At 53.8% G+C, this 14,211-nt stretch carries 14 protein-coding genes; 10 read left to right on the top strand and 4 right to left on the bottom strand.

Features of this window, described 5'->3' with window-relative positions; all coding sequences use genetic code 11:
- Positions 1–36 precede the first annotated feature (36 nt).
- The 3 genes from clpP to bolA all read right to left on the bottom strand — a co-directional run bounded on the left by clpP (position 37) and on the right by bolA (position 2,866).
- The gene (gene clpP, locus M2422_RS09645) at positions 37–660 is read right to left on the bottom strand and encodes an ATP-dependent Clp endopeptidase proteolytic subunit ClpP (RefSeq protein WP_010428105.1); all 624 of its coding nucleotides are present in this window, start codon (positions 658–660) and stop codon (positions 37–39) included.
- A gap of 259 nt (positions 661–919) precedes the next feature.
- A complete protein-coding gene (gene tig / locus M2422_RS09650) occupies positions 920–2,218 on the bottom strand; it encodes a trigger factor (RefSeq protein WP_023310569.1) in 1,299 nt (432 codons plus the stop codon).
- Between the two features lie 330 nt (positions 2,219–2,548).
- Positions 2,549–2,866 carry a transcriptional regulator BolA gene (gene bolA, locus M2422_RS09655; protein ID WP_021241655.1) on the bottom strand — a complete coding sequence of 106 codons (318 nt, stop codon included), beginning with the start codon at positions 2,864–2,866 and terminating at the stop codon, positions 2,549–2,551.
- A gap of 305 nt (positions 2,867–3,171) precedes the next feature.
- Here bolA and M2422_RS09660 point away from each other — a divergent pair, with 305 nt between their 5' ends.
- The 8 genes from M2422_RS09660 to M2422_RS09695 all read left to right on the top strand — a co-directional run bounded on the left by M2422_RS09660 (position 3,172) and on the right by M2422_RS09695 (position 12,044).
- On the top strand, positions 3,172–3,750 hold the full coding sequence (locus tag M2422_RS09660; protein WP_023310568.1) for a lipoprotein: 579 nt from the start codon (positions 3,172–3,174) through the stop codon (positions 3,748–3,750).
- A 46-nt stretch (positions 3,751–3,796) separates the two neighbouring features.
- On the top strand, positions 3,797–5,272 hold the full coding sequence (gene ampG, locus M2422_RS09665; RefSeq protein WP_023310567.1) for a muropeptide MFS transporter AmpG: 1,476 nt from the start codon (positions 3,797–3,799) through the stop codon (positions 5,270–5,272).
- Positions 5,273–5,749: 477 nt separating this feature from the next.
- On the top strand, positions 5,750–6,697 hold the full coding sequence (gene cyoA / locus M2422_RS09670; RefSeq protein WP_014882770.1) for a cytochrome o ubiquinol oxidase subunit II: 948 nt from the start codon (positions 5,750–5,752) through the stop codon (positions 6,695–6,697).
- 16 nt (positions 6,698–6,713) lie between these two features.
- A complete protein-coding gene (gene cyoB, locus M2422_RS09675) occupies positions 6,714–8,705 on the top strand; it encodes a cytochrome o ubiquinol oxidase subunit I (RefSeq protein WP_014168864.1) in 1,992 nt (663 codons plus the stop codon).
- Positions 8,695–9,309 carry a cytochrome o ubiquinol oxidase subunit III gene (locus M2422_RS09680; RefSeq protein ID WP_023334703.1) on the top strand — a complete coding sequence of 205 codons (615 nt, stop codon included), beginning with the start codon at positions 8,695–8,697 and terminating at the stop codon, positions 9,307–9,309. Before cyoB ends, M2422_RS09680 begins: the two co-directional genes overlap by 11 nt.
- Positions 9,309–9,635: a cytochrome o ubiquinol oxidase subunit IV gene (locus tag M2422_RS09685; RefSeq protein WP_006176899.1), complete on the top strand. Its 327-nt coding sequence runs from the start codon at positions 9,309–9,311 to the stop codon at positions 9,633–9,635. Before M2422_RS09680 ends, M2422_RS09685 begins: the two co-directional genes overlap by 1 nt.
- Positions 9,636–9,646: 11 nt before the next feature.
- Complete coding sequence (gene cyoE / locus M2422_RS09690) at positions 9,647–10,534, top strand: heme o synthase (protein ID WP_013095848.1); 888 nt, start codon at positions 9,647–9,649, stop codon at positions 10,532–10,534.
- A gap of 148 nt (positions 10,535–10,682) precedes the next feature.
- The gene (locus M2422_RS09695; RefSeq protein WP_064673451.1) at positions 10,683–12,044 is read left to right on the top strand and encodes an MFS transporter; all 1,362 of its coding nucleotides are present in this window, start codon (positions 10,683–10,685) and stop codon (positions 12,042–12,044) included.
- Positions 12,045–12,076: 32 nt separating this feature from the next.
- On the opposite strand, the gene M2422_RS09700 is transcribed toward M2422_RS09695, so the two are convergent.
- The gene (locus tag M2422_RS09700) at positions 12,077–12,568 is read right to left on the bottom strand and encodes a YajQ family cyclic di-GMP-binding protein (protein ID WP_033144770.1); all 492 of its coding nucleotides are present in this window, start codon (positions 12,566–12,568) and stop codon (positions 12,077–12,079) included.
- Between the two features lie 121 nt (positions 12,569–12,689).
- Between M2422_RS09700 and panE the strand changes: the two genes are divergently transcribed.
- Together panE and yajL are read left to right on the top strand one after the other, a co-directional pair.
- A complete protein-coding gene (gene panE / locus M2422_RS09705) occupies positions 12,690–13,601 on the top strand; it encodes a 2-dehydropantoate 2-reductase (RefSeq protein WP_064673452.1) in 912 nt (303 codons plus the stop codon).
- On the top strand, positions 13,564–14,154 hold the full coding sequence (gene yajL / locus M2422_RS09710) for a protein deglycase YajL (RefSeq protein ID WP_064673453.1): 591 nt from the start codon (positions 13,564–13,566) through the stop codon (positions 14,152–14,154). Before panE ends, yajL begins: the two co-directional genes overlap by 38 nt.
- The last annotated feature ends 57 nt before the right edge of the window (positions 14,155–14,211 follow it).

Genomic DNA, 14,211 nt, shown 5'->3' on the forward strand with positions numbered 1-14,211 from the left:
CTACCTTAGTATAGCGGCACACTCGCGTCGCGGGCATCAATTACGATGGGTCAACACGGAGTCGACTAAGCCGTACTCAACTGCCTCTGGAGCAGAGAGGAAGCGATCGCGCTCGGTATCGCGCTCGATCTGCTCGAGTGGTTGACCCGTATGCTGCGCCATAAGTTCATTCATGCGCGCTTTTACTTTCAGAATTTCGCGGGCGTGGATTTCGATATCCGTCGCCTGCCCCTGGTAACCGCCCAGCGGCTGGTGAATCATCACGCGGGAATTTGGCAAGCAGAAACGCTTACCTTTCGCCCCTGCTGTTAACAGGAACGCGCCCATTGATGCAGCCTGACCCATACAGATAGTGCTTACATCAGGCTTGATGAATTGCATGGTGTCATAAATCGACATTCCTGCTGTAATCACGCCACCCGGGGAGTTAATGTACAGGTAAATGTCTTTTTCCGGGTTTTCCGCTTCCAGAAACAGCATCTGCGCAACGATCAGGTTAGCCATGTGGTCTTCCACCTGGCCGGTCAGAAAGATAACGCGTTCCTTGAGCAGACGGGAATAGATATCAAAAGAACGCTCACCACGTGAGGTCTGTTCAATAACCATTGGCACCAGAGCCATATGGGGTGCAAAGTTATCTCGTTCGCCACTGTATGACATTTCCGTCTCCTGGATCAAAATTGAAAACACCTGCTGTACTGATTGTAACCTTACGGACGGATTATCAGCCAGTCTCATTCATCATGATTACGTACTTATGGGGTTCACAGTGCCCTATTTCAAGCATAACAACCTTTTGTTGTTACGCTAACACCGAAAGGGCGTTTTAGCACTCTTCCTGGGCTATCGCTGCGATAAAAAAAACCCGCTGCCGCAAGGCAACGGGTTTTCTGTTCAAACTTTAAACCGTTGGGCGAAATTACGCCTGCTGGTTCATCAGTTCGTTGAAAGAGGTCGCTTTTTCGGTCACTTTCGCTTTCGCCAGTACCGCTTCAACAGCCTGCTCTTCCAGGGCAACGTTGCGCATGTTGTCCATCAGCTCTTTGTTCTTACCGTAGAACTCGATCACTTCTGATGGATCTTCGTATGCAGAAGCCATCTCTTCGATCAGGCCTTTCACACGCTCTTCGTCAGCTTTCAGCTCGTGGGTACGAATTACTTCGCCCAGCAGCAGGCCAACAACAACGCGGCGTTTCGCTTGCTCTTCGAACAGCTCGCGTGGCAGTTCCATCGCTTGCTGCTGGTTGCCACCGAAACGCTGTGCAGCCTGACGGCGCAGAACGTCGATTTCGCTGTCGATCAGGGCAGCTGGAACGTCGATTTCGTTGGCTTTCACCAGACCTTCGATCGCCTGAGATTTCACACGGTTACGTACAGCGCCGTTCAGTTCGCGTTCCATGTTCTTACGCACTTCGGTACGCAGACCCGCTACGGAACCATCTTCCACGCCGAAACGCTTGATGAATTCTTCAGTCAGTTCTGGCAGTTCGCGCTCTTCAACTTTTTTCAGGTTGATAGCGAACTTCGCTGCTTTCCCTTTCAGGTTTTCAGCGTGGTATTCTTCCGGGAAGGTCACGTCGATGGTGAACTCTTCGCCAGCCTTGTGGCCTTTGATACCGTCTTCGAAGCCTGGGATCATACGACCCTGGCCCATCGCCAGTACGAAGTCAGACGCTTTACCGCCTTCGAACTCTTCGCCGTCTACAGAACCGGTGAAGTCGATGGTGACACGGTCTTCAGCGTCAACAGCGCCTTCTTTCTCTTTCCAGTTCGCCTGCTGTTTGCGCAGGGTATCCAGCATGCCGTCAACGTCTTCGTCAGTCACGGAAACAACTGGTTTTTCAACTTCGATAGATTCCAGACCTTTCAGCTCAACTTCCGGGTACACTTCGAACTCAACGGAGTAGGTGAAGTCTTCGCCCAGTTTGTATTCGCCTGGAACGTAGTTCGGCGCGCCGGCCGGATTGATTTTTTCTTTGATGATCGCATCAATAAAGTTACGGCTCATCAGTTCACCCAGCACATCCTGACGCACGGAAGCGCCATAACGCTGAGCAACAACATTCATTGGTACTTTGCCCTTGCGGAAGCCGTCAATACGTACTTTTTTTGCTACGTTGACCAGCTCGCTTTTCACAGCAGTTTCGATGCTGTCAGCAGCGATAGTAATCGTTACACGGCGGCCAAGGCCTTGAGTGGTTTCAACTGAAACTTGCATCTTGTTACCTCAAAAAAATCACAGTGCTCGGTCAACTCTGAATCTGTCTGTTATACCGGGATGCTCTCTTAGTGCAGATTCACATTCCCTGTCGCCAGAATCATCCCGAAGACATTCAATAAGACGCGGCATTATAGCGGCATCACTTAGGTGAGTCGAGAACGGTTGGGGCATGTTGCTGCGGCTTTTTTCACACTTTAAGGCTATTTTTAGTCTTAAAATCGCTCCATTCGCTCAAAACTCAGACAAAACAAAACGGCCCGGAGGCCGTTTTGAGGAAATCTGTAAGCAACATACTGGAAAAGCTCCAGCCGTTGCAAATCCGATTTATCAGGCGATAGTGCCTGCACCGCGACAGGGCGGCGATGCGAAAACCGTATCCTGCAGGCCTTCCCATTCCTTAATGGTGTAGGTATGCAGTGCCAGCGCATGCACGGTCGTGGAGAGTTCTTCCGTCAAGGTGCTGTAGATCAAGCGGTGTCGATTCAGGAAACGTTCTCCCGTGAAGCGATCGCTAACCAGAACCACTTTAAAGTGGCTTTCAGAACCTGCCGGCACGTTATGACGATAGCTTTCGTCGACGACTTCGAGGAACACAGGGTTGAACGCTGCCCTTAATTTATCTTCTATATGCTCACGTATCATCATGAAATTACTCCTCCGACAACGCCAGGATGTCACCCATCCCTTTAAATGTTAGCCGCTTTTACCGTTTCCATTACACCTTGACAACAAATATTTAGCTTTCGTCTGATTTTCTCATTCAAACGAATGAAGTTCACTGTGAGACTCATACGTTTTGTCATACACGGATTGGGAAAAAGGGTGATCTGGTCAGTTTTCGGACAAGGCGATGAATTTACATGCGTTGACCACTTCCCCTCGCCGTTGGCGATGTTATGATGGCGGCAATTTTTCTCTTTATATGCTTACGATTCGTTGAGAACCCGAAAATGTTAAAAAAACTCTTCTTTCCGTTGGTAGCCCTTTTTATGCTGGCAGGCTGTGCTACCCCACCTACCACCATTGATGTCTCACCAAAAATCACCCTGCCTCAGCAGGACCCAAGCCTGATGGGCGTCACCGTGAGCATTAACGGTGCCGATCAGCGTCAGGATCAGGCGCTGGCTAAAGTGACCCGCGATAACCAGCAGGTTACTCTCACCGCGTCCCGCGACCTGCGCTTCCTGCTCCAGGAAGTGCTGGAGAAACAGATGACCGCTCGCGGCTACATGATTGGCCCAAGCGGCGCGGTCGATCTGCAGATCATCGTCAACAACCTGTACGCTGACGTGTCTCAGGGCAACGTGCGCTACAACATTGCGACCAAAGCGGATATCGCCATCATTGCCACCGCTAAGAATGGCAACAAGATGACCAAAAACTACCGCGCCAGCTACTCTGTTGAAGGTGCCTTCCAGGCTTCTAACCAGAACATTGCTAACGCCGTGAACAGCGTGCTGACCGATACCATCGCCGATATGGCGCAGGACACCAGCATTCACGACTTCATCAAGCAGAACGCGCGTTAATCCCGCTCTCTGACCCGGTGTATCACCGGGTCAGTTTTATAAGAACATGTCCAGCCATTACTTACGCATTTTCCAGCAACCGAAATCAGCGATCCTGCTGATCCTCGGCTTCGCCTCGGGTTTACCCCTCGCGCTCACTTCCGGCACGCTTCAGGCGTGGATGACGGTTGAGAACATCGATCTTAAAACCATCGGTTTCTTCTCGCTTGTTGGCCAGGCCTATGTCTTTAAGTTCCTGTGGTCTCCGGTCATGGATCGCTACACGCCGCCTTTCCTCGGACGTCGACGCGGCTGGCTAGTGATGACGCAGATCCTGCTGCTGCTGGCTATTGCGGCGATGGGATTTCTTGAACCCACCACCCAGCTTCGCTGGATGGCAGCGCTTGCGGTGGTGATTGCCTTCTGTTCCGCCTCTCAGGATATCGTGTTCGACGCCTGGAAGACGGACGTGTTACCTGCTGAAGAGCGCGGCGCCGGTGCAGCAATCAGCGTGCTGGGCTATCGCCTCGGGATGCTGGTCTCCGGCGGGCTGGCGCTGTGGCTGGCCGACCGTTACCTCGGCTGGCAGGGCATGTACTGGCTGATGGCCGCCCTGCTGATCCCCTGCATCATCGCGACGCTGTTCGCGCCCGAACCGAGTGACGTTATTCCGGTTCCCCGCTCGCTGGAGCAGGCCGTCGCCGAACCTCTTCGTGACTTCTTTGGCCGCAACAACGCCTGGCTGATCCTGCTGCTTATCGTCCTTTATAAGCTGGGCGATGCCTTTGCCATGAGTTTGACCACCACCTTCCTGATCCGGGGCGTCGGTTTTGACGCCGGTGAAGTGGGTGTGGTGAATAAAACGCTGGGGCTGTTTGCGACGATTGTCGGCGCGCTTTATGGCGGCGTATTGATGCAGCGCCTGACGCTGTTTCGCGCGCTGCTGATTTTCGGCATCCTTCAGGGCGCCTCTAACGCAGGCTACTGGCTGCTGTCGATTACCGACAAACATACGATCAGCATGGCCGCGGCGGTGTTCTTCGAAAACCTCTGCGGCGGCATGGGCACAGCGGCGTTTGTCGCCCTGCTGATGACCCTGTGCAATAAGTCGTTTTCCGCTACCCAGTTCGCGCTGCTCTCGGCGCTCTCCGCCGTTGGCCGGGTGTACGTTGGCCCGATTGCCGGCTGGTTCGTGGAAGCCCATGGCTGGCCAACATTTTATCTCTTCTCGGTCGTGGCTGCCGTGCCGGGAATTTTATTGCTGCTGGTCTGCCGTCAGACGCTGGAATATACCCAGCGGACAGAACATTTTATGCCGCGCACCGAATATCGCCGCGCCTACCGTTTTGCGCTACGTCTGTTAATGGCGGGCTGCATCGCTCTGGCGCTCTGGCTTGTGGTGCTTATTATCAATGCCAGCACCTCTCTGGTACTCCCTTTCGAAGCCCTTCTGCTGGACGCAGGCGCCCTGCTGGCTATCGCCGGGATCCTGATCGGAGGTCTGCTCGATTTCATGGCGTTGCGTAAAACGCAGATGACCTGAAGAAAAATGCGAAAGGTTATTTCCCGTTGTAATCACTAACTGAAATTATAACGGTGAAATAGCCGCCAGGCGCAAAAAAAATATTTGTTGTTTTGTGCGGGATAGGATTTGGAAATTATTGGCTCCCATTCCAAACCGCTATTTTTCATTAAACGATTCAGCATACGAGAGTTTGATTTTTCGTTTTTCAGATGTCTTTTTATTGATAATTAATTGTTAATTTTTTGTTTATTTTCAACAATGGTTATACCAATTGCCCCTTTTAGGGTATGCTTGGGGGTCCTTTCGTTATAAAGCCCATGCCATGCGGCTTCGGTCATAAAAACCGACATAATTTGCAACACTTGTGACACGTGCGGCAGAACCCGGTAACACCTTCCTGACACAGGCCTAATGATGTTTACAGTAATGTAACCTTCCCGTAAAATGCCCGCACACTTTAAACGCCACCAGACTCCGTGGAATTGAGGTCGTTAAATGAGACTCGGGAAATACAATAAAAGTTTGGGATGGTTGTCATTATTCGCGGGCACTGTATTACTCAGTGGCTGCGATTCTGCACTACTAGACCCCAAAGGACAGATTGGACTGGAACAACGTTCACTGATATTGACGGCTTTTGGCCTGATGTTGATTGTGGTTATTCCTGCCATTTTGATGGCTGTTGGTTTCGCCTGGAAGTATCGTGCGAGCAATAAAGATGCGAAGTATAGCCCTAACTGGTCACACTCCAATAAAGTGGAAGCTGTGGTCTGGACGGTACCTATTCTGATCATCCTGTTCCTTGCCGTACTGACCTGGAAAACCACTCACGCACTTGAGCCAAGCAAACCGCTGGTTCACGATGAGAAACCTATTACCATTGAAGTGGTCTCCATGGACTGGAAATGGTTCTTCATCTATCCAGAGCAGGGTATTGCTACCGTGAATGAAATCGCCTTCCCGGCGAACACTCCGGTTCAGTTCAAAGTGACCTCCAACTCCGTAATGAACTCCTTCTTCATCCCACGTCTGGGTAGCCAGATTTACGCGATGGCCGGTATGCAGACTAACCTGCACCTGATCGCGAATGAAGCAGGCACCTATGATGGTATCTCCGCCAGCTATAGCGGCCCGGGCTTCTCAGGTATGAAGTTCAAAGCTATTGCGACGCCAGACCGTGCCGCTTTCGACCAGTGGGTTGAAAAAGCGAAGCAGTCTCCAAACACCATGTCTGACATGGCGGCGTTCGAAAAAGTGGCTGCACCAAGCGAATACAACAAGGTGGAGTACTTCTCTAATGTGAAACCAGATTTGTTCAAAGACGTTATTGGCAAATTTATGGATCACGGCAAGAGCATGGACATGACCCAGCCTGAAGGCGAGCACAGCGCGCACGAAGGTATGGAAGGCATGGACATGAGCCACGCGGAAACCGCTCACTAAGGGGCCGAGGAAGAAAATGTTCGGAAAATTGACACTGGATGCAGTGCCCTACCATGAACCGATTATCGTGGTTACGGTGGCTGCAATTATCATTGGTGGCGCGGCCTTACTGGCCCTGATCACTTACTTCGGTAAGTGGAGCTACCTGTGGAACGAGTGGCTGACTTCGGTTGACCACAAAAAACTCGGTATCATGTACTGCATCGTCGGTATCGTCATGTTAATTCGTGGCTTTGCGGATGCGATCATGATGCGTAGCCAGCAGGCACTCGCTTCTGCGGGCGAAGCCGGCTTCCTGCCACCGCACCACTACGATCAGATCTTTACCGCCCACGGCGTTATCATGATCTTCTTCGTGGCGATGCCGCTGGTTATCGGTCTGATGAACGTTGTCGTTCCGCTGCAAATCGGCGCGCGCGACGTGGCGTTCCCGTTCCTGAACAACCTGAGCTTCTGGTTCACGGTTGTCGGCGTTATCCTGGTTAACCTGTCACTGGGTGTGGGCGAATTCGCGCAGACCGGCTGGCTGGCTTACCCGCCGCTGTCAGGAATTGAGTACAGTCCGGGCGTTGGCGTCGACTACTGGATTTGGGCGCTTCAGCTCTCCGGTGTCGGTACTACCCTGACCGGTATCAACTTCTTCGTGACCATTATCAAGATGCGTGCCCCTGGCATGACCATGTTCAAGATGCCGGTATTTACCTGGGCATCTCTGTGCGCCAACATCCTGATTATAGCCTCCTTCCCAATTCTGACCGTTACCATCGCGCTGCTGACCCTGGACCGCTACCTGGGCACCCATTTCTTCACGAATGATATGGGTGGCAACATGATGATGTACATCAACCTGATTTGGGCCTGGGGTCACCCGGAAGTGTACATTCTGGTTCTGCCTGTGTTCGGTGTGTTCTCCGAAATCGCGGCAACCTTCTCGCGTAAACGTCTGTTTGGTTACACCTCTCTGGTGTGGGCAACCGTGTGTATTACCGTTCTGTCGTTCATCGTTTGGCTGCACCACTTCTTCACCATGGGTGCTGGCGCGAACGTAAACGCCTTCTTCGGTATTACCACCATGATTATCGCCATCCCTACCGGGGTGAAGATCTTCAACTGGCTGTTCACCATGTACCAGGGCCGTATCGTGTTCCACTCAGCGATGCTGTGGACTATCGGCTTCATCGTGACCTTCTCCGTAGGTGGGATGACCGGCGTACTGCTGGCGGTACCGGGTGCTGACTTCGTTCTGCACAACAGCCTGTTCCTGATTGCGCACTTCCATAACGTTATTATCGGTGGCGTGGTCTTCGGCTGCTTCGCTGGCGTAACCTACTGGTGGCCAAAAGCGTTCGGCTTCACGCTGAACGAAAAATGGGGTAAACGCGCGTTCTGGTTCTGGATCATCGGCTTCTTCGTGGCATTTATGCCGCTGTACGTGCTGGGCTTCATGGGTATGACCCGTCGTCTGAGCCAGCAGATCGATCCGCAGTTCCACCCAATGCTGATGGTTGCAGCGGGCGGCGCCGTGCTGATTGCCTGCGGTATCGCGTCTCAGCTGATTCAGTTCTACGTGTCTATTCGCGACCGCGACCAGAACCGTGACCTGACCGGTGACCCATGGGGTGGCCGTACGCTGGAGTGGGCGACCTCTTCTCCACCTCCTTTCTATAACTTTGCCATCGTGCCGCAGGTTCATGAACGCGACGCATTCTGGGAAATGAAAGAAAAAGGTGAAGCGTACAAGCAACCTGCTCATTACGAAGAAATCCACATGCCGAAAAACAGCGGTGCGGGCATTGTGATTGCCGCCTTCGCAACGGTATTTGGTTTCGCAATGATCTGGCACATCTGGTGGATGGCGATTGTTGGCTTCGCTGGCATCGTAATCAGCTGGATTGTGAAGAGCTTTGACGAGGACGTGGACTACTACGTACCAGTCCGTGAAGTTGAGAAGCTGGAAAATCAGCATTTCGACGAGATTTCTAAAGCGGGGCTGAAAAATGGCAACTGATACTCTGGCGCACTCAACTGCCCACGCGCATGAACATGCGCACCACGATACAGGACCGACCAAAGTCTTCGGTTTCTGGATCTACCTGATGAGCGACTGCATTCTGTTCTGCTGTCTGTTCGCGACCTACGCCGTTCTGGTGAACGGCACGGCGGGCGGCCCGGCTGGCAAGGACATCTTTGAACTGCCGTTCGTTCTGGTTGAAACCGCACTGCTGTTATTCAGCTCCATCACCTACGGCATGGCGGCTATCGCCATGTACAAAAACAACAAGAGCCAGGTTGTGTCCTGGCTGGCGTTGACCTGGCTGTTTGGTGCTGGATTTATCGGGATGGAAATCTATGAATTCCATCACCTGATTCTGGAAGGTTTCGGTCCGGATCGCAGTGGCTTCCTGTCCGCGTTCTTCGCGCTGGTCGGTACCCACGGTCTGCACGTGACCTCTGGTCTGATCTGGATGGCGGTACTGATGTTCCAGGTATCCCGTCGCGGCCTGACCAGCACTAACCGTACCCGTATCATGTGCCTGAGCCTGTTCTGGCACTTCCTGGACGTGGTGTGGATCTGTGTGTTCTCTGTTGTATATCTGATGGGGGCGATGTAATGAGTCATTCAAACGATCATGGCGCTTCCCACGGTAGCGTAAAAACCTACATGACAGGTTTCATCCTGTCGATCATCCTGACGGTGATCCCGTTCTGGATGGTGATGAGCGGTTCTGCGTCTAAACCGGTTATTCTGGGTGCAATCCTGGTGACCGCGGTGATTCAGATTCTGGTGCATCTGGTTTGCTTCCTGCACATGAACACCAAGTCCGATGAAGGCTGGAATATGACCGCCTTTATCTTTACCGTGATTATCATCGCTATCCTGGTAGTCGGTTCCATCTGGATTATGTGGAACCTCAACTACAACATGATGGTTCACTAAGAGCGGCGAGTATGTTTAAGCAATACCTGCAAGTAACGAAACCAGGCATCATCTTTGGCAACCTGATCTCCGTGATCGGAGGGTTCCTGCTGGCCTCTAAGGGCAGCATTGATTACACCCTCTTTATCTACACGCTGGTCGGTGTGTCACTGGTTGTTGCGTCCGGTTGTGTATTTAACAACTACATCGACATGGATATCGACAAGAAGATGGAAAGGACCAAAAATCGGGTGCTGGTGAAAGGCCTGATCGCCCCTTCCGTCTCGCTGGTGTACGCCACCTTGCTGGGTATTGCTGGCTTTATGCTGCTGTGGTTTGGTGCTAACCCGCTGGCCTGCTGGCTGGGGGTGATGGGGTTCGTGGTGTATGTGGGCGTCTACAGCCTGTATATGAAACGCCACTCCGTCTACGGCACGCTGATTGGTTCTCTCTCCGGCGCTGCGCCGCCGGTGATTGGCTACTGCGCGGTCACGAACGAGTTCGACAGCGGTGCGCTGATCCTGCTGGCTATCTTTAGCCTGTGGCAGATGCCGCACTCCTATGCCATCGCGATTTTCCGCTTTAAGGATTATCAGGCAGCGAACATCCCGGTTCTGCCGGTCGTGAAGGGCATTTCGGTTGCCAAGAACCACATCACGCTGTACATCATCGCCTTTGCCGTGGCAACGCTGATGCTCTCTCTGGGTGGTTACGCCGGGTATAAATATCTGGCGGTAGCGGCTGCGGTGAGCGTCTGGTGGCTCGGTATGGCGCTGCGCGGTTACAAAGTGGAAGATGACAAAGTCTGGGCGCGCAAACTGTTTGTGTTCTCGATTGTGGCCATCACCTCGCTGTCCGTGATGATGTCCGTGGACTTCATGGTGCCAGATTCACACAACCTGCTGACTTACGTCTGGTAAGCCAAACAGGTCAATAAAGGGGTGCTTCGGCACCCTTTTTTATTCACTGAATCTACTAATAACGCATGTAATATTTGTTAAATAACCCTTTATTTACCCCGCCCCTTCCCCGCACTACACTATGGCCTGCTTTTGAACTGAGGTGGTAATGAACGATTATAAAATGACGCCAGGCGAGCTACGCGCGACCTGGGGCTTAGGGACTGTCTTCTCGCTACGGATGCTTGGCATGTTTATGGTCCTGCCTGTTCTGACCACGTACGGTATGGCGCTGCAGGGGGCCAGCGAGGCGCTGATTGGCCTCGCGATCGGCATCTACGGCCTGGCGCAGGCGGTTTTCCAGATCCCCTTTGGCCTGCTCTCTGATCGGGTGGGCCGAAAGCCGCTGATCGTCGGCGGGCTGCTGGTCTTTGTGCTCGGAAGCGTGATTGCCGCCCTCTCCCACTCCATCTGGGGGATTATTCTCGGCCGCGCCCTGCAGGGTTCCGGCGCGATTGCCGCCGCGGTGATGGCGCTGCTGTCCGACTTAACCCGCGAGCAAAACCGTACTAAAGCGATGGCGTTCATCGGCGTGAGCTTTGGCGTGACCTTTGCGATTGCGATGGTGCTGGGCCCCATCATTACGCACACGCTGGGTCTGCACGCCCTGTTCTGGATGATTGCCGTGCTGGCAACCATCGGTATTGCCTTAACCCTGTGGGTTGTGCCGGACAGCAAAAACCACGTCCTGAACCGCGAATCGGGGATGGTAAAAGGCTGCTTCAGCAAAGTGATTGTCGAGCCGCGCCTGCTCAAGCTGAACTTTGGCATTATGTGTCTGCACATCCTGCTGATGTCGACCTTTGTCGCCCTGCCCGGCCAGCTTGCCGCAGCGGGTTTCCCGGCGGCTGAGCACTGGAAAATCTATCTGGTCACGATGCTGATTTCGTTTGTCTCCGTCGTGCCGTTCATCATCTACGCCGAAGTGAAGCGCAAAATGAAGCGCGTCTTCGTGGGCTGCGTGGCGGTCCTGCTGATTGCCGAAATTGTGCTCTGGGGTGCTGGCCCGCACTTCTGGGAGCTGATTGCCGGCGTGCAGCTGTTCTTCCTGGCCTTTAACCTGATGGAAGCGCTGCTGCCGTCGCTGATCAGCAAAGAGTCCCCCGCCGGCTACAAAGGCACGGCGATGGGCATCTACTCCACCAGCCAGTTTCTCGGCGTGGCGATCGGCGGCTCGCTCGGCGGCTGGGTGGACGGCCTGTTTGATTCACAAACCGTGTTTCTCGCAGGTGCGCTATTGGCGACAGTCTGGCTGCTGGTCGCCAGCACCATGAAAGAGCCGCGCTACGTGAGCAGCCTGCGCGTGGAAATCCCGGATGATGTTGAGATTAGCGATACGCTGAAACAGCGTCTGGAAGCCAAAGAGGGTGTGACAGAGGTGCTCATCGTCCCGGAAGAGCGCAGCGCTTACGTCAAAATAGACAGTAAAATGACCAACCGCTTCGAGGTCGAGCAGGCGCTCAAAGCGTGAAAAAAAGCCCGGTTAAACCGGGCTTTTTTATATCAATCGCGGAAGTTTTTAAACTGGAACGGTTGCCCCAGATCGCCGCCGCGCACCAGCGCCATTACGGACTGGAGGTCATCGCGGGACTTACCGGTCACGCGAATTTCTTCGCCCTGGATCTGCGCCTGCACCTTCAGCTTGCTGTCTTTAATAAGCTTAACGATCTTCTTCTGCACCGCGCTCTCGATGCCCTGCTTCAGCCTGGCTTCAACAAACCAGTTTTTACCGCTGTGCACAAACTCTTCCGGCACGTCCAGAGACGTCCCTTCGATGCCGCGCTTTAACAGCTTGGCGCGCAGAATGTCGAGCAGCTGATTCACCTGGAAATCAGACTCGCTCAGCACCTTAATGGTCTTATTTGCGTCGTTCAGCTCAAACGACGCCTCAACGCCACGAAAATCGAAACGTGACTCAACTTCGCGGGTTGCGTTCTCAACGCCGTTGCGAACTTCCTGGATATCAACTTCGGAAACAATATCGAAAGATGGCATCTTTTCTTCTCCCTTCACTTTTGTTGCGTTGCATAATACCCGCTACGAGGCATAACTCAACAGAAGCTTAGCTGTATAATTAAGCTGTAACACCTGGCGCAGTTGCAGGTGAGGAGGAACAATGAAAATTACGGTGCTCGGATGCGGAGCGCTTGGTCAGCTGTGGCTGACCGCGCTGTGCAAGCACGGACATGAGGTTCAGGGCTGGCTGCGCGTGCCCCAGCCCTATTGCAGTGTAAACCTGATTGGTGAAGACGGAAGCATCTTTAACGAATCCCTCACCGCGAACGATCCTGATTTCCTGGCGCAAAGCGATCTTTTACTGGTGACGCTCAAAGCGTGGCAGGTCTCAGACGCGGTAAAGACACTGGCCGCGCAGCTCCCCCCCACTTCGCCCATACTGCTGCTGCATAACGGCATGGGAACCCTTGATGAGCTGAAAAGCGTCCCGCAGCCCCTGCTGATGGCGACGACCACGCACGCTGCCCGTCGCGACGGCAACATCATCGTGCATGTCGCCAGCGGCGTGACGCACATCGGGCCCGCCAGAACTCAGGATGGAGATTACAGCTATCTTGCCGATGTGCTGCAGAAGGTGCTGCCGGACGTCGCCTGGCACAACAACATCCGCCCTCAGCTGTGGCGCAAGCTGGCGGTAAATTGCGTGATCAATCCGCTGACGGCGCTGTGGAATTGCCCGAACGGGGAGCTGAAAAATCATCCGCAGGACGTTGCGATTTTGTGTGCGGAAGTCGCGGCGGTCGTTGAGCGGGAAGGCCTGCATACCTCGGCCGACGATTTACGCTGTTATGTCGAGCAGGTCATTGAGAGCACGGCAGAAAACATCTCCTCGATGCTGCAGGATGTTCGGGCTTTACGCCACACGGAGATCGACTACATTACCGGCTATCTGCTAAAACGCGCCCGCGCGCACGGTATTTCCGTGCCGGAAAACGCCCGTCTGTATGACCTTGTTAAACGTAAGGAGAGTGAATATGAGCGCGTCAGCACTGATCTGTCTCGCCCCTGGTAGCGAAGAGATGGAAGCGGTCACCACCATTGATTTGATGGTGCGCGGCGGCATTAAGGTCACCACCGCCAGCGTCGCCAGCGACGGTAATCTGACAAACACCTGCTCGCGCGGGGTGAAAATCCTCGCGGATGCCCCCCTTGTTCAGGTGGCTGACGGCGATTACGACATCATCGTGCTGCCCGGCGGCTTAAAAGGCGCGGAATGTTTTCGCGACAGCCCGCTGCTGGTCGAGACCGTGCGTCAGTTTCATTTATCCGGCCGCATCGTCGCGGCTATCTGTGCCGCCGCCGGAACGGTTCTGGTTCCGCACGATATCTTCCCCATCGGCAATATGACCGGCTTCCCGGGGTTGAAGGATACGATCCCGGAAGAGCACTGGGTGGATAAACGCGTCGTCTGGGACCCGCGCGTCAACCTGCTGACCAGCCAGGGGCCAGGCACCGCGATTGATTTTGGCTTAAAGATTATTGACCTGCTGGTCGGGCGCGAGAAAGCGTACGAAGTGGCGTCGTCGCTGGTGATGCCGGCGGGGATTTATAATTATTACGAATAGGTGTTCTCCCTCTCCCTGTGGGAGAGGGCCGGGGTGAGGGCTTCAGGCCGCACTCCC

The organism is Enterobacter sp. SLBN-59, from assembly GCF_024807915.1.
Taxonomy (GTDB): domain Bacteria; phylum Pseudomonadota; class Gammaproteobacteria; order Enterobacterales; family Enterobacteriaceae; genus Enterobacter; species Enterobacter asburiae_B.